At 69.0% G+C, this 15,174-nt stretch carries 16 protein-coding genes and 4 pseudogenes; 6 read left to right on the forward strand and 14 right to left on the reverse strand.

Annotation, left to right across the window (positions count from 1 at the left end; translation table 11 throughout):
* The first annotated feature begins 63 nt into the window (after positions 1-63).
* Positions 64-213, forward strand: a complete 150-nt coding sequence (locus tag AB8998_RS00590; RefSeq protein WP_369741824.1) for a hypothetical protein — start codon at positions 64-66, stop codon at positions 211-213.
* Between the two features lie 58 nt (positions 214-271).
* Here AB8998_RS00590 and AB8998_RS00595 read toward each other — a convergent pair whose 3' ends face one another.
* A complete protein-coding gene (locus AB8998_RS00595; RefSeq protein ID WP_369736325.1) occupies positions 272-1,129 on the reverse strand; it encodes an LLM class F420-dependent oxidoreductase in 858 nt (285 codons plus the stop codon).
* A gap of 80 nt (positions 1,130-1,209) precedes the next feature.
* Between AB8998_RS00595 and AB8998_RS00600 the strand changes: the two genes are divergently transcribed.
* Together AB8998_RS00600 and AB8998_RS00605 are read left to right on the forward strand one after the other, a co-directional pair.
* Positions 1,210-1,608, forward strand: coding sequence for a hypothetical protein (locus tag AB8998_RS00600; RefSeq protein ID WP_369741364.1), 399 nt, complete (start codon positions 1,210-1,212; stop codon positions 1,606-1,608).
* 46 nt (positions 1,609-1,654) lie between these two features.
* Positions 1,655-2,665, forward strand: a complete 1,011-nt coding sequence (locus tag AB8998_RS00605) for a PHP domain-containing protein (protein ID WP_369736326.1) — start codon at positions 1,655-1,657, stop codon at positions 2,663-2,665.
* On the opposite strand, the pseudogene AB8998_RS00610 reads toward AB8998_RS00605, so the two are convergent.
* The 4 genes and pseudogenes from AB8998_RS00610 to AB8998_RS00625 form a co-directional block, all read right to left on the reverse strand.
* Positions 2,654-3,210: pseudogene (locus tag AB8998_RS00610) on the reverse strand (DinB/UmuC family translesion DNA polymerase); the annotation flags it as partial. The gene AB8998_RS00605 and the pseudogene AB8998_RS00610 overlap by 12 nt on opposite strands.
* Before the next feature lie 48 nt (positions 3,211-3,258).
* Positions 3,259-4,186 (reverse strand): annotated as a pseudogene (locus AB8998_RS00615) (IS5 family transposase).
* 49 nt (positions 4,187-4,235) lie between these two features.
* Positions 4,236-4,432 (reverse strand): annotated as a pseudogene (locus AB8998_RS00620) (Y-family DNA polymerase); the annotation flags it as partial.
* 23 nt (positions 4,433-4,455) lie between these two features.
* A complete protein-coding gene (locus AB8998_RS00625) occupies positions 4,456-5,097 on the reverse strand; it encodes a TetR/AcrR family transcriptional regulator (RefSeq protein WP_369736327.1) in 642 nt (213 codons plus the stop codon).
* Positions 5,098-5,173: 76 nt separating this feature from the next.
* Between AB8998_RS00625 and AB8998_RS00630 the strand changes: the two genes are divergently transcribed.
* Positions 5,174-6,643 (forward strand): flavin-containing monooxygenase, encoded by a 1,470-nt coding sequence (locus AB8998_RS00630; protein WP_369736328.1) that lies wholly within the window; start codon positions 5,174-5,176, stop codon positions 6,641-6,643.
* On the opposite strand, the gene rraA is transcribed toward AB8998_RS00630, so the two are convergent.
* From rraA to AB8998_RS00670, 8 genes are all read right to left on the reverse strand, one after another.
* On the reverse strand, positions 6,640-7,128 hold the full coding sequence (gene rraA / locus AB8998_RS00635; protein ID WP_369736329.1) for a ribonuclease E activity regulator RraA: 489 nt from the start codon (positions 7,126-7,128) through the stop codon (positions 6,640-6,642). The genes AB8998_RS00630 and rraA overlap by 4 nt on opposite strands.
* 1 nt (position 7,129) lies before the next feature.
* Positions 7,130-7,576, reverse strand: coding sequence for an Rv3852 family protein (locus AB8998_RS00640; protein WP_369736330.1), 447 nt, complete (start codon positions 7,574-7,576; stop codon positions 7,130-7,132).
* A gap of 97 nt (positions 7,577-7,673) precedes the next feature.
* A complete protein-coding gene (locus AB8998_RS00645; protein WP_369741365.1) occupies positions 7,674-8,147 on the reverse strand; it encodes a copper resistance CopC family protein in 474 nt (157 codons plus the stop codon).
* A 73-nt stretch (positions 8,148-8,220) separates the two neighbouring features.
* A complete protein-coding gene (locus tag AB8998_RS00650) occupies positions 8,221-8,895 on the reverse strand; it encodes a DUF6474 family protein (RefSeq protein WP_369736331.1) in 675 nt (224 codons plus the stop codon).
* 65 nt (positions 8,896-8,960) lie between these two features.
* A complete protein-coding gene (locus tag AB8998_RS00655; RefSeq protein ID WP_369736332.1) occupies positions 8,961-9,377 on the reverse strand; it encodes a transcriptional regulator in 417 nt (138 codons plus the stop codon).
* Positions 9,378-10,044: 667 nt separating this feature from the next.
* Complete coding sequence (locus AB8998_RS00660) at positions 10,045-10,578, reverse strand: peptidase (protein ID WP_369736333.1); 534 nt, start codon at positions 10,576-10,578, stop codon at positions 10,045-10,047.
* 178 nt (positions 10,579-10,756) lie between these two features.
* On the reverse strand, positions 10,757-11,380 hold the full coding sequence (locus tag AB8998_RS00665) for a superoxide dismutase (protein WP_369736334.1): 624 nt from the start codon (positions 11,378-11,380) through the stop codon (positions 10,757-10,759).
* A 171-nt stretch (positions 11,381-11,551) separates the two neighbouring features.
* Entirely contained in the window at positions 11,552-11,707 is a 156-nt protein-coding gene (locus AB8998_RS00670; RefSeq protein WP_369736335.1) for a hypothetical protein, read from the reverse strand.
* Between the two features lie 397 nt (positions 11,708-12,104).
* On the opposite strand from AB8998_RS00670, the gene AB8998_RS00675 reads away from it, so the two are divergent.
* Complete coding sequence (locus AB8998_RS00675; protein ID WP_369736336.1) at positions 12,105-13,181, forward strand: DUF4328 domain-containing protein; 1,077 nt, start codon at positions 12,105-12,107, stop codon at positions 13,179-13,181.
* Between the two features lie 4 nt (positions 13,182-13,185).
* Positions 13,186-14,043, forward strand: coding sequence for a glycerophosphodiester phosphodiesterase (locus AB8998_RS00680; RefSeq protein WP_369736337.1), 858 nt, complete (start codon positions 13,186-13,188; stop codon positions 14,041-14,043).
* Here the strand turns inward: AB8998_RS00680 and AB8998_RS00685 are convergent.
* Positions 14,007-15,173, reverse strand: a pseudogene (locus AB8998_RS00685) (LCP family protein); the annotation flags it as partial. The gene AB8998_RS00680 and the pseudogene AB8998_RS00685 sit on opposite strands and share 37 nt — an antisense overlap.
* Between the last annotated feature and the right edge of the window lies 1 nt (position 15,174).

Genomic DNA, 15,174 nt, shown 5'->3' on the forward strand with positions numbered 1-15,174 from the left:
CGCAGTGGGCTTCATCACACCACGGGCCACGGTGGAGTCACGCTGACTGGACCGACCGCAGGAGTGATCACTGTGAATGTCAACCCGGTACCCCGGTCACGGGTGGGGCGAATCGCCAGGTCATTGTTTCGCCACCCCGTAAAGAGCCGCGAATTTCCCGCCAAGAACGAACGCCTGGTGACCGCCGAGGAGATGTTGCTGTTCGGCGTGTAACCGCCCCTCACCACGCACTCACCGGTCCGCGGCGAGTTTGCTCGGTGCTGCCGAAGCGCTATTTCGCCCCGTCCCACAGCCCCGAATCCCGGATGGCCTCGGCCATCGGTTCGAGCACGGCGGGGTCGTGCGGCGGGGCGATGTAGACGATGCCCAGATCGAGGCCCTCGGCGGCGAGCCCGGCGGCGTCCTCGAGCACCTTGCGGTAGTTGCGCTCCCGGTCCAGCCCGAGGTGCGCGGACAGCGTGATCTCCTTCGGGTCGCGTCCGATGTCCGCGCAGCGTGCGGCCAGCACGTCGCGCTTGCGGGCGAACTCCTCCGGTGAGCCACCGGCGAAGTTCCAGTGCTGGGCGTAGCGCGCGGTGATCGGCAGGGTGCGCTTCTCGCCGCTGCCGCCGATGCAGATCGGCGGGTGCGGGCGCTGCGGCCCCTTGGGTTCGTTGCGGGCACCCTCGAGCCGGTAGTACTTGCCGTCGAAGTCGGTGATCTCCTGGCTGAGCAGGCTGATCAGCACCTGGCACGCCTCCTCGAAGCGGTCGAAGCGTTCCCGGATGCCGCCCAACTCGATGCCGTAGGCGCCCGACTCCTCCTCGTTCCAGCCGGCGCCGATCCCCAGTTCGAGCCGCCCGCCGGAGATGATGTCGAGCGCGGCGGCCATGTTGGCCAGCACCGCGGGGTGGCGGTAGTGGACGCCGGTGACCAGGGTGCCCAGCCGCAGCCGGCTGGTGGCCTGGGCCAGCGCCGTCAGCGTCGTCCAGCCCTCCAGGCAGGGACCGGTGCTGTCGGAGAAGATCGGATAGAAGTGGTCGAAGGTCCACCCCGATTCGTAGACCTCGATGTCGTCGGCCGCCCGCCAGACGGCCAGCATGTCTGCCCAGGTGGTGTTCTGGGGGGATGTCTTGAACGCGAATCGCATGCTCTCGACGGTAGCCGATCTTTATGACGCGCAACTAAACTCGAGCGGTGGGTGACGCGCTGGGGATCGACACCAGGGTCATGCTGCTGGCGGCGGGTCTGATCTTCCTGCTGGCCCTGGTTCTCGGGGTCTGGAAGTACCGGCAGATCATGGCCTCCGGCGAGGGCCGGGCACATCCCTACGTCGACATCGCGCACCGGGCGGCGTTGCTCTACTCGTTCGCGACGCTGCTGGTCGCGGTGTTCGTCGAACTCAGCGCCTGGCCGGCGTGGGTGAACCTGACCGCGGCGGGCGTCGTCGTGTTCTTCTTTGTCGCGGCCATTCTCAGCTACGTCGGCCACGGCGCGCGGCGTGACACCGTGAATCAGTTCGAGAAATCCGGCCGGGCACTGGCGCTGGGGATGGCCCTGCTGATCGCCGGCGAGATCGGCGGGTTCGCGGTTCTTCTCGCCGGGTTCGTCGCCGGGCAGCTGTGGTGAGCTGCTTCGCGTGGCTTCGCCCCGCGGGCGCGGGCACACTGGAGGAATGGATCCGGTAGTCGCGCTGCGACAGATCGCCTACTACAAGGACCGGGCGCGGGAAGACTCCCGGCGTGTCATGGCGTACCGCAACGCGGCCGACGTCGTCGAGGGCCTGGACGGCGCGGCCCGCGAGCGGCACGGCCGGGCCGACAGCTGGCAGTCGCTGCCGGGCATCGGGCCCAAGACCGCCAAGGTCATCGCGCAGGCGTGGTCGGGTCGCGAGCCCGACGCCCTGGTCGAACTGCGTTCCACGGCAAACGATCTCGGGGGCGGAAAGATCAGGACGGCCCTGCGCGGTGATCTGCACCTGCATTCGAACTGGTCGGACGGGTCGGCGTCGATCGACGAGATGATGGCCACCGCGGCGGCGCTGGGCCACGAATACTGCGCGCTGACCGATCATTCGCCGCGGCTGAAGATCGCCAACGGCCTGTCCCCGGACCGGTTGCGCGAGCAGCTCGACGCGATCGACGGGCTGCGCGAGAAGTTCGCGCCGATGCGCATCCTCACCGGGATCGAGGTGGACATCCTCGAGGACGGTGGCCTGGACCAGGAACCCGAGCTGCTGGAGCGCCTCGACGTGGTCGTGGCCAGCGTGCACTCCAAGCTGTCGATGGATGCGGCGGCCATGACCCGCCGCATGATCCGAGCCGTCTCCAATCCCCACGCCGACGTGCTGGGCCACTGCACCGGCCGACTGGTCTCCGGCAACCGCGGCATCCGACCCGAGTCGAAGTTCGACGCCGAGGCGGTGTTCAGCGCCTGCCGCGAGCACGGCACCGCGGTGGAGATCAACTCCCGGCCCGAGCGGCGCGACCCGCCGACCCGGTTGCTGAACCTGGCGCTCGAGATCGGCTGCATCTTCAGCATCGACACCGACGCGCACGCGCCCGGTCAGCTGGACTTCCTCGGCTACGGCGCCCAGCGCGCGCTGGACGCCGGCGTGCCCGTCGACCGGATCGTCAACACCTGGTCCGCGAACGAGCTGCTGGAGTGGGCGGGCTCAGTCGGGTAGGTGCGGCGTCTCCACGCCGGTCTCGCGGCCGAGCAACACCGACGGGGTGAGTGCGGATCTGCCGTAGCGGCGGCGCACCGTGTCGATCGCCTCGTCGACGGTGAGCCGGTCCCGGTGAACGGCAGCATCAGCTGCTGGGCGCCGCCGCCGTCGATGCCCGACACCGCGAAGCCGATCGGGGTCAATCCGCGCTCGGCGGCCAGGACGGGTTGCGTCGCCGACGTGGGCGATGCCAACGTTCGCGAGCGGGTGGCCCGCCCGATGCCGTCGAACCGCAGCCGCAGCACCACGGTGCGGCCAGCTGCGCGCAGCCGGGCGGTGATCCGGTCGACCAGGTTGACCACCACCGCGTCGAGGCGGACAGGCGACATCGCGGAGTCGGCCCGGCCCAACGCCCGCTGCGCACCCGCGGACTGGCGGCGCAAACCGGGGGCCACCTCACGTTCGTCGACGTTGCGCGACAGGGCATACAGCCGGCGGCCCATTGCGGCACCCACCAGCGAGGCCAGCGCGGACTCGCCGAGCTCGGCGATGTCGACCGGCGTCCCCGAAACCCGGCGCAACCCGGCGTCGTCGAGAAACGCCTCGTCCACCTAGGGCGTGTCTCCCAATTGGTTGTTTCCGACGCGGGAATGGATTACGGCGCAGGCCAATAGGACACCGCCGAGGTAGGTCAGGGCGTATTTGTCGTAGCGGGTCGCGATACCGCGCCATTGCTTGAGCCGGTTGTAGCCTCGTTCGACGGTGTTGCGCAGACCGTAGAGCTCGGCGTCGAACGCCGGTGGGCGACCCCCGGCCGATCCCTTGGCCTTGCGCCGGGCGATCTGGTCTTTGCGTTCGGGAATCGTGTGCTTGATTCTTCGGGAACGTAATTCGGTGCGCGTGCTCGGGTGTGAATACGCCTTGTCGGCGAGCAATCGGAAGTCGCCACCGGTCACACCGTGCTCAGCGCAGGCGTGGTCGTAGTCGTCGAGCAAAGGCAGCAACTGCGGATTGTCGCCGGCCTGGCCAGCGGTCAACCGGACCGCGACAACAGCTTCGCGCTGATCGGTCAGGGTGTGGATCTTGGTGGTCAGCCCGCCTCGCGAACGCCCAATTGCATGGTCGTCGGGTTCATCGGCGGATTTCTTGTAATTCGACAGGGCCCCCTTTTGCCAGCGTGTCCGACCGGGCACCCGCCGAATGTTGATGCGCCCGTACGTTCGTCGAATCCACCGACAACAGCTTCTCGATATCGCCGGCCATCTCGGCGTCGAACCCGAAGGCGTGCGCCACCTGAGCAAACATCACGTCATAGGTGCCATCCAGCGACCATCGGTGATGACGCTTCCACACCGTTTTCCATGGCCCGAAATCAGCGGGCAGGTCCCGCCACGGGCATCCCGTGCGAAACCGCCAGGCAATCCCCTCCAAAATCAACCGGTGATCACCAAACCTCCGGCCCCGCTTGCCCTCATGCGAAGGCATCAACGGCTCAACCACCGCCCAGAACTCGTCAGAAATCACACCAATCCGCGTCACCAGCCAATCCTGGCTGGTCAACAGTCGAAAAATTGGGAGACACGCCCTAGACCGGCTCGACGAGCGGGGTGCAGTCCCGGAACATCTCGAACACGGGCTCGCTGGCGCGGGCGTAGGCGCTCGTGTGCGGCGGCCCCCGATGCTCACCGGGCGCCCGCGCAGCCCCGGGTCGTCGCGTTGTTCGACCGACGCGTAGAACGAATCCAATTCCGCGTGCAGGACGGATGCCTCACACCGCACGAACATGTGTTCGCACGCGGCGGCGACAACTATTCCGGTTCGCCGTAGATGCTGCTTACCCAGATGTGGGTCAGGGTGTCGACGACCCGGGCCTCGTCGACGGCCGGCACCTCGGCCGACAGCGCGGCCATCATGGTGCGCTCGTTCATCTGGTTCAGCGACGTGGCCAGGTCTGCGGCCGGGATGGTCTCCGGCGCGGCGCCGCGGGTCCGCTCGGCGGTGATCATGGCCGCCGTCTGGTCGATCCACTTCTGCATGAAGCCCAACCACACCGCCCGCAGCTCCGAGCTGGTCGCCAGCGCCTCGGTGGCGGCCCGGGCCAGCGCACGGTGCGAGCTGAACGCGGTGAAGAACGCGTCGATGCCGTTGCGCCACACCCGCTTCGGGTCCTTGGGCAGCCGCTGCACCGCGCCGTCGAATTCGGCGTCGGCACGCGCGATCACCGGCTCGAGCAGCGAGAGCACCACCGCTTCCTTGGACTTGAAATAGAAGTAGAACGTGGGCCGCGACAGGCCCGCCCCCCTGGCCAGGTCGTCGACCGAGATGTCGGCGAACGGACGCTCCTCGAGGAGTCGCTCGGCGGTCGCCAGGATCGCCTGCTCCCGGTCGTCGCCGGAGGGGCGCGCTGCGCGGCGGCCGCGCAGGGCGCGCGTCTGGCGTGTGGTGGTCACGGCAGCGACTTTACACGGTGTCGATAGTTTCGACATGTCGTTGACGCAATCGACACCGTGTTGATAACGTAGCGGCATGACTGAGCACCTTGACGTCGTCATCGTCGGCGCCGGCATCTCCGGCGTGAGCGCGGCCTGGCACCTGCAGGACCGCTGCCCTACCAAGAGCTACGCCATCCTGGAGAAGCGGGAAGCAATGGGCGGCACCTGGGACCTGTTCCGCTACCCGGGAATTCGTTCAGACTCCGACATGCACACGCTGGGCTTCCGATTCCGCCCGTGGACCGAACGACAGGCCATCGCCGACGGCAAGCCGATCCTCGACTACGTCAAGGGCACCGCGGCCATGTACGGCATCGACAAGCACATCCGGCTCAACCACAAGGTGCTCGGTGCCGACTGGTCCCACGCGGAGAACCGCTGGACGCTGCAGATCGACGACAACGGCACGCCGGGCACGATCACCTGCACCTTTCTGTTCCTGTGCAGCGGCTACTACAACTACGAGCAGGGCTACGCCCCGGAGTTCCGGGGCGCGCAAGACTTCACCGGCCCGATCATCCACCCGCAGCACTGGCCCGAGGACCTCGACTACGCCGGCAAGAACGTCGTCGTGATCGGCAGCGGCGCCACGGCGGTGACCCTGATTCCCGCGCTGGCGGAGTCAGGCGCCGGACACGTCACGATGCTGCAGCGCTCACCGACCTACATCGTCTCCCAACCCAAGCGCGACAAGATGGCCGAGCGGCTCAACCGCCTGCTGCCGGACACCCTGGCCTACACCGCCATCCGCTGGAAGAACGTGCTGCGCCAGGCGGCGCTCTACGGCGCCTGCCGGAAGTGGCCGCGGCGCATGCGCAAGATCCTGCTCGGCTTTGTCGAACGCCAGCTGCCCGAGGGCTATGACGTGGCGAAGCACTTCGGCCCGCAGTACAACCCGTGGGACCAGCGGTTGTGCCTGGTGCCCAGCGGCGACCTGTTCCGCGCCATCCGGAAGGGCCGGGCCGAGGTGGTCACCGACACCATCGACCGGTTCACCCCGACCGGCATCCGGCTCAACTCCGGCCAGGAGCTGCCCGCCGACATCATCATCACCGCAACCGGTTTGAACCTGCAGCTGTTCGGCGGCGCGACTGTCACCGTCGACGGGGAGCCGGTGGACCTGACCACGACGATGGCCTACAAGGGCATGATGCTGTCCGGACTGCCGAACATGGTCTACACCGTCGGCTACACCAACGCGTCGTGGACGCTGAAGGCCGACCTGGTGTCCGAGTTCGCCTGCCGGGTGCTGAACTACATGGACGACAACGGGTTTGACACCGTGGTGGTCGAGCACCCGGGGTCCGATGTCGAGGAGCGCCCGTTCATGGAGTTCACTCCCGGGTATGTGCTGCGCTCGCTCGACGAGCTGCCCAAGCAGGGCTCGCGCAAGCCGTGGCGGCTCAACCAGAACTACCTGCGCGACATCTTGCTGATCCGGCACGGCAAAATCGATGACGAGGGCTTGCGGTTCACCAAAAAGCCCGCGCCCGTAGCGGTTTAGGAATCGCCTACAGCGACGACGACGATGCCGTCGTCGTCGCTGTAGGCGATCTGCCCGGGCGCGAACGTCACCCCGCCGAGGCTGATCTCGACGTCGCGCTCGCCCGCCCCGGTCTTGGTGCTCTTGCGGGGGTTGGTCCCCAGCGCCTTGATGCCGATGTCGATCCCACGCAGGGCGGCGGCGTCGCGGACGGCGCCGTTGATCACCAGCCCGGCCCAGCCGTTGGAGCGGGCCAGTTCGGCGATGACGTCTCCGACCAGCGCGGTGTGCAGCGAACCGGCGCCGTCGACGACCAGCACACCGCCCGCGCCCGGTTCGGAAAGCACGGATTTGAGCAGCGCGTTGTCCTGGAAGCACCGCACGGTGCTGATCGTTCCGGCGAAGTGCGGGCGCCCGCCGAACTGGCGGAACTGAAGATCGCAGCTGCGCACGTCGGGCCCGATTTCATCGACGAGGTCGGCGGTGGGCCGGAATTCCACGGTCACCTCAGCGGCGGCGTAGCTGGCGGATCAACAGGATGGCCAGCAGGCCGAGGGCGACCGCGACGATCAGGGGGACCGGGGACTGTCCCGGGGCCGGCGCCGGAATGTCGCGCGACACCGGGTTGGGTGCGGATTCCACCGCGGACTTCGCTTGTGCGGCGACAGCTTTGGCGGCTGCGGCGAGGTCACCGTTGGTTTCGGCCCGCTGCGCCGCCGCGACGGGTTGCCCGGCCGGCTCCTGCAGCCGTTCCGGGGGCGGCGGGCTCTTGGCGGGAGCCTTCTTGGCGGGGGCCTTCTTGGCCGCTGCGTTCGCGGCGGGCGCCTTCTTGGCGGGGGTCTTCTTAGCCGGAGCTTTCGCGGTCTTCTTGGCCGCCTTGGCAGGAGGTGCCTTCTCCGGCGGCGTCGGCGCGCCGTCGGATTGGTGATCGGGTTGCTCTTGCGGGTCTGCCATGCGGCCGCTCCTTTGCGCCATGCTCGTCGCGCATGAAAATTACTCTCGTCCCATCATGCCAGGAGGTCCGGTGGCGTCTGGGCCACACCGGCGCCGCTCACGGCCTGCGGCGGACCGCCCAGATGCCGCCCGCGGCCACGAGGGCCACCGTCACCACCACGAACGGCCACAACGGCGGGCTGCCGCCGCCCCGGTGGGGGACCGCGGCCGGCTCCGGTGTACCGGTGCCCGGCACCGTCAGCCGAAACGACCAGGATCCCGACACCACGTGGCCGTCCGCCGAGGTCACCCGGTAGTTGACCGTGTACGTCCCGGCCGGCCCGAGCGGGCGCAGCGCGATGCCGACGACCGCACCCTGCACCTCCGGGTCTCCGGTGGACCACACGTTGCCGTCGGGACCGACCACCGTCATTGCCGCGAACGCGGGCTGCAGCCGTTCGTCGAAAGTGGCGCTCACCCGGTCGGGCCCCGCCGTGAGGTCGGCGCCGTCCGCGGGATCCGCGGAGATCCGGGTCGCGTGCGCCAGCGCGACCGGGGCCTGCAGCGTTGCCGTCGTGACCAACGCGGCCATCGTGGCCAGCAACAGGCTCAACCAGGCGGCGGCGCCGGCGGCGTGGGCCGCACGCCCGTGGGGCAGGGACATCTCAGACCGAGGCCAGTCCGAGGCGGGCCATCACGTCGGCCTCGATACCGTCCAGCTGCGAGGAGATCGCGGCGTGGGCCGCCCGGCGCCGCGCGGCGGGCATGTTCTCGGCGGCGAGGACGGCCGCCGACAGATCGGTGAGCCGCTCGGTCATCGCGGCGACGAACTGCTTCGTCTCGGCGTCCTTCGGCTTCTTCTCCTGCAACAGGCGCAGGGACTTCTCGGATCCGGCAACGCGGGCCGACAGCTGGGCTCCGCGCCCGGAGAACTGGCCGATCTGCGCCAGCGGGATGCCGAGTTGGTCCGCGCGACGCTGGTCGATCACCGCCCGCGCGGCCACGGCAGCCCGGTAGAGCACGGGCGTGAGGACCGGTGCGAGCAGCCGGGACACCGTCAGCGCGCGCCGAATCCGCGTCGGCGAGAGCAGCTTGCCCTCGCGTGCCGCCTTGAGCTCCGTCTCGGCGACCTTCAACGCCGTCCGGTCGCTGTCGCGCTGAGCCTTGATCTGTGCCCTGAGCGCCTTGGCCGCGGCCTTCTCGGAGGACTTCCGATCGTCCTTCATGCGGCGGGCCTCGTTCTTGGCGGCGAGCCTGGCCTCCATCTTGGCGCGGGCCGTGATCGCCCGGGCTTCGGCGCGACGCGTCGCGCGACTCTTTCGTTTGCGGAACAGGCCCATGAGCCAACACTAATGGGGATGGACCTGCGGCAGTCCGCCAGGTCAGGCTGCGCAGGTGTTGGTGGCTAGGCGCCCAGGCGTTCCGCGGTGGCCATCCGGTCCGCGTTGCGCAGCTCGTGCGCCCGCGCCAAGAGTTCCTGCTTGGACTCCGGGGAGAGCTCGACGGCGGCCAGCGCGATGTTGCGCACCCCGTCGTGGCGCACCGCGGCCATCCACGCCAGTTCTCTGTCGAGTTTCTCGTAGTACTCATCGTCGGTGAAGTAGGCCGGCTTGATGCGGAAGAAGTTGGCCAGCGCGGCCATCGTCGCCGCCGAGGGGTTGGTGCGATTTCCCGAACGTAGCTGGGACAGGTAGGGAGCCGACATCGTGATGCCCTCGGACTTCAAGGCGGCGATCACCTCCGCCGAGGTGTGGGGTCCGCGGCCGGGCGGATAGACCGTGTCGAACAGGCGGTTCAGCCGGGCAGCAAACGTCGTGCTCATCGATATGACCTCCACGGGGTTGTAGAAGTGACTGTTTCCTAGGTGTATTTGCTGATCATGGTAGCCGGGGTCGACATACGCATTCAGTTGGCAAACGTGCGGCGATTCGCTGATGCCTGCCTCGGCGACCACTCGCCCTGCACCCTTCGAGCCTCCAATCTCTCCTCGCGCCTGTCCACCAATTCCACTAAGTTCACAGGTTATCCGCAGGATCGGGGCCGCGGACCGGCGTGGTCCGGGACCGCCGGAGTGTTTCGCAAATTGGCCTGAACGATGGTGACGGACGAAATCACCGCAACCGGCCGCGCCCGGTGAGCCATGAAGGCAAGGCTTTGCTGCGGGATCGGACCAGCCCGCCCGTGGGACGGTGCGCGAAGACGCACAAAGCCTCTGGTGTCACTGTGGTTACGGCTACCGAGCAGGACGGCCCCACCGGCGAGTACCGCCCGTGGCCGTCTCCGGAGCGGGTGGCGGGTTCGGGGACGAAACGTCCGTCGGGCGCCGCCATGCCGAGCGCCTGATCCTGGGTATTTGCCGGTAGCCATACCCGCGGCGCGGACGCGGTGGCGCTCGCCGGGCTTCGGGCCTGGCGGCTCGGGCGCCGCGGTCCACCATCCGAACGAACCGGCGGCCCCGCAACAGCGGTTGCCGAAAGGTGCGACCGTCCCTACGCCGCGAGCAGCATCGCGAGGATCGCGGTGTCGGGATGGCTGATGGGGTCGACGCCGACGCGGCTGACCATCGACGTGATCGTCCCGTCGGCCTCGGCTTCCACCCACGCCGCCCGGTGCTCGAGCCCTAGGTACGGCAGGCCCGGCAACAGGACGCATCCCGACGCCGCGCCGGTGCATTCCGGCAGCGATGGGGTGGTTTCGGAAGGGGGATGCAGCATCAGCAGTGCGGGGGGCTGATGGTCGGCGAAATAGCCTGGCTGGATGGCCGATTCACCGAAGACGGTGCCCTCGGCCAGGACCAGACCGACCGTGCCCGGCTCGGGTTCGTCGGGCAACTCCTCGCGGGCACCGAACACCGTTGTGGTGGAAAGCAATCCGGGTAGCGACGCGACGCGCACCGCGACCATCAGGAGCTGGGCCCATTCCTTTGTCGAATCGGGCCAACGCCCGGAGATCACAAACCCTTTCAGGGCACCGCGAGCATGGAAGGGAGAAATCCCTATGGGTCCACCCGATCCGGCTTCCATCTCGACCTCCGTGCGCGTCCGTTTCGAAATAACCACGCTGGTAGCTCGAATACTTCAGCATGCCTGCGGTTTCGGCGCGTTGCAACTCGACACGGCAACCACCGCCCGCGATCTCGTCATTCCCGAAAAAGCACGGGGCGCCGCGCGATCGCGCGGCGCCCCAGCCCGGGAAGGCGAGTCAGCCCGAAATCAGGCCCTTGGTCTTCGACGTCGCGGCGGCGTAGCGCGACTGGACGTCCTCCCAGTTGACGATGTTCCAGAACGCCTTGGCGAAGTCGCCCTTAACGTTCTTGTACTGCAGGTAGAAAGCGTGCTCCCACATGTCGAGCAGCAGCAGCGGAACGATGCCCAACGGGAAGTTGGACTGGTGGTCGTAGACCTGGAAGATCAGCAACCTGTTGCCCAGGGTGTCCCAGCCCAGGGCCGCCCAACCCGAGCCCTGCACCGTGGTCGCAGCGGCGTTGAACTGAGCGCGGAACGTGTCGAACGACCCAAACGCCTCGTCGATGGCGGCGGCCAGTTCGCCGGTTGGCTTGTCGCCGCCATTCGGGGACAGGTTCTTCCACCACAGCGTGTGGTTGACGTGACCGCCCAGGTTGAACGCCAGGTTCTTCTCGTACAGCAAGATCGCGGCGAAATCTTCCTTGGCGCGTGCTTCCTCGAGCTTTTCCACAGCGGCGTTGGCGCCCTTGACGTACGTGGCGTGGTGCTTGGTGTGGTGCAGCTCGTTGATCTGGCCCGAGATGTGTGGTTCCAGCGCTGCGTAGTCCCAGTCCAGATCGGGCAAGGTGTATTCGGCCACAGCATTCCTTTCTTAGTGATCGTTAGTTAACGCCTTGACGCTCATTCGCACGTGTCCGCCACGCGCCGGCCTGGCATGGTCAACCCTGCTCCATGACCGCGCGCGCCGCAAGAATCACCGCTATGGGCAATTGACGGACATACCCGTTCGTAGGCGTTTCAAGACGAAAAGTCAGGACAAGACGATGACGGCCAGAACGGCCAGCAAGAGCAGCGCGATCAGGCCCGCACGCAACGCGGCGACGCTGTGGCTGTGGTTCCACGCGGGTGAGCCGGAATACGAGCTCGAGGGGCCCTGCGAACCAGGACCGAACGAATGCGTGGCCATCAGTCGCCCTCCACCTGCACGACACCTCGCCGAAGTGAGATGAGTCACACGGAACTTTTCGTGACCGCGATCATAACCCTTTGCAACCGTCCTGAAAAATGCGGGCGGGAGGGGCGCCGGCAACTCGCGGCGGCGGCGGTAGGGCGAACGGCGTCGCTAGGCGGCGGATCCGGCTTGTCCGTGACATGAGGATGACATGAGGCAAGGGGCCGGCGATTATCCACAGCCACGGCCCATCTCAGGCACAGATACCAGTATTGATGGGTTCTATACCCCGTCGCCTCCTGGGGATAAACCTGTGGAAACTGTGGATAGCCAGCGGCCGCCGCGAGCGTCCGGGTGAGGCCGTTCCGGCGGCGTTCGGCCGGCCTTTCCCGAGACGTCTTAGGCTGGTCCGGTGATCCAGGTGTGCTCCCAGTGCGGCACTCGGTGGAATGTGCGCGAGCGACGGCGCGAATGGTGCCCCCGCTGCCGCGGCCCGCTGCTGGCGCCGCACTCGGGACCCGGGCCGGTTTCGCCGCAACCGCCGCCGCCCGACCCGCGCTGGGGCCCGGGCGCCGGCCCCCCGCCGCGCACGGCGTCCGGTGCCGCCGGCTGGCAGCGCACCCGGCCGCAATTGCCGCCGGGCTTCCGGTGGATCGCGGTGCGTCCCGGCGCCGCCCCGCCCCCGCGGCGCGGACGGCGCTCCCGGGGGCCCACTCCGCGCTACGCCGTCATGCCGCGCTGGGGTCTGGCGGACCGGGTCGACCAGGCCACCGCGACGATCCCGCCGCCGGCGAAGGCGGGACCGCCGGCCGCCGTGGTGCGCACCGCGTTGTTCGTCAGCGTGCTGGTGCTCAGCCTTACGGCCCTGGTCTATGTCGTGCGTTATGTGCTGCTGGTGATCAACAGGAACACGCTGCTCAACTCGGTGGTGGCCCTCGCCGCGCAGTGGCTGGGGGTGCTGGCCAGCGTGGCGGCGATCGCGGCGGTGAGCGTGTGCGCGGTGACGGCGACCCGGTGGCTGATCGCGCGGCGTGCCGCCGTGTTGTCGCACCACGGACTGCCGGAACCGCGCTCCGCCCGGGGTTTGTGGGCCGGGTGCCTGGTGCCGCTGGCCAACGTGGTGTGGGCGCCCGTGTACGTCATCGAACTGGCCGTCCTCGAAGAGCACTACGCCCGGCTGCGCCGGCCGATCGTGCAGTGGTGGATCGCCTGGGTGGTCGGCTACGTGGCGTGGATCTTCGCGATCGTCACCAGCTTCGCCACCGACGCCCAGGGCATCGCCAACAACACCGTCATGATGGTGCTGACGTACCTGCTCGCGGCCGTCACGGTGGCCGCGCTCGGCCGCGTCTTCGAGGGCTTCGAGCGCAAACCGGTGCAACGCCCCGCGCATCGCTGGGTGGTGGTCACCCCGGACCAGCCGGACCGGCCCGAGGCGCCCGCGCCCGCCGGCCCTGTTGAGTTGCCGGGGCGGGAACCGGCAGCATAGTGCTATGACGTGGGCCGACGAGGTGCTCGCCGGGCATCCCTTTGTGGTGGCCCACCGCGGCGCGTCGGCCGGTCGGCCCGAACACACGCTGGCCGCCTACGACCTCGCGCTCAAGGAGGGCGCCGACGGCGTGGAATGCGACGTGCGGCTCACCCGCGACGGGCACCTGGTGTGCGTGCACGACCGCCGGCTGGAGCGCACCTCCACGGGGGCCGGCCTGGTGAGCACGATGACGCTGGCCGAGTTGCGCGAGCACGAGTACGGCGCGTGGCACGACAGCTGGCGTGCGGACGGCACGCACGGCGACACCAGCCTGCTGACGCTGGATTCGCTCGTCTCGCTCGTCCTCGACTGGCACCGCCCGGTGAAGCTTTTCATCGAGACCAAGCACCCGGTCCGCTACGGCTCGTTGGTGGAGAGCAAGCTGCTGGCGCTGCTGCACCGGTTCGGTATCGCCGCGCCGGCGTCCGCCGACCGGTCCCGCGCCGTGGTGATGTCGTTTTCCGCGGCGGCGGTGTGGCGGATACGGCGCGCGGCGCCGTTGCTGCCGACTGTGCTGCTCGGTAAGACCGCCCGCTACTTGACCAGCGGCGCGGTCACCGCCGTCGGGGCCACCGCCGTCGGGCCCGCACTGTCGACCCTGAAGGAGTATCCGAAACTCGTGGACCGCGCCGTCGCGCAGGGCAGGGCGGTGTACTGCTGGAACGTCGACGAGTACGAGGACATCGACTTCTGCCGGGACATCGGGGTGGCCTGGCTCGCGACGCACCACCCGGGCCGCACCAAGGCCTGGCTGCAGAACGCGCGGGCCGGCGGGCTGGACGAAGGCGGCCCCCCGGCGGAGGGCGGCGTGCCCGGCTGACCGTCGGAGGCGAGCGCGTCGAACAGCTCGGCGGCCGCATCGTGGTTCCAGATCACCACCGAGCCCGCGTCGGTGCTGGTGAACTCGCCGATCGGGACGGTCAAGGTGGTGGTCGGTCCGTGCAGTGCCCAGCCGAGCCGCGCCAGATCCCACACGTGGTCGTCGCGCCCGACGGTCAGGGCGCCGACGACCGCGCGTGGCACCGCGTACCAGCGCCACGGGTTCAGCCACACGCCGGGATCGGCGGCGCGGTGCACCAGCGCCGATACGAACTGACGTTGGTTGGTCATCCGGTCCAGGTCGGCCCGCGGTGTGTCGCGGGACCGGACGTAGCCGAGCGCGTCGCGCCCGCCGAGGGTCTGGCAGCCGGCCGGCAGGTCGATGCCCGCCAGCGGGTCGTCCATCGGGGCGTCCGGGCACACCCGCACCCCGCCGAGCGCGTCGACCAGGGCGGCGAAACCCCCGAAGCCGATCTCGGCGTAATGGTCCAGGCGCAGCCCGGTGGCCTGTTCCACTGTCCGGGTCAACAGGGCCGCTCCGCCGATCGTGAACGCGGCGTTGAGTTTGTCCCTGCCGTGGCCCGGGATCGGAACATAGGAGTCGCGGGGCAGCGAGATCACCGTGGCGGCCACCCGGTGCCACAACCGCGGTAGGTGGACCAGCAGGATGGTGTCGGTGCGGGCGCCGCCCATGTCGCCGCCGGTGCTCAGCTCCCGCTGTTGCGCCGCGGTGAGCCCTTGGCGGCTGTCCGAGCCGACGAGCAGCCAGTTGGTGCCGCGGCCCGGGCCGGGCCGATCGGGGTAGTCGGCCAGCGCCGGCGCGCGGTGCAGCGCGGTGTCCAACCACACGGCTGCGCCGATCATGCCGGCACCGGCCATCAGGAAGACCGCCAGCAGGCTCGTCGACACGGTCCGGACCCAGCGGCGCAGGCTGCGCTTGCGACGGCTTCGGGGCGCCGCGGGCGGTGGCGGGGCACCCGGCCGCGGCGCGGCGCGGGCGCGCGAATCGGCGCGGGGCGGCCGCGGCGGCGGTTTCGCCGGCGCGACGGGCGGCGGGGCCGGTTGACGTCGGATGACCTGGGACGGTTCCGGGCGTGCTCCCGGACGCTCCGGTGGTCTCTCGCCGTGCACC

The organism is Mycobacterium sp. HUMS_12744610, from assembly GCF_041206865.1.
Classification (GTDB): domain Bacteria; phylum Actinomycetota; class Actinomycetes; order Mycobacteriales; family Mycobacteriaceae; genus Mycobacterium; species Mycobacterium servetii.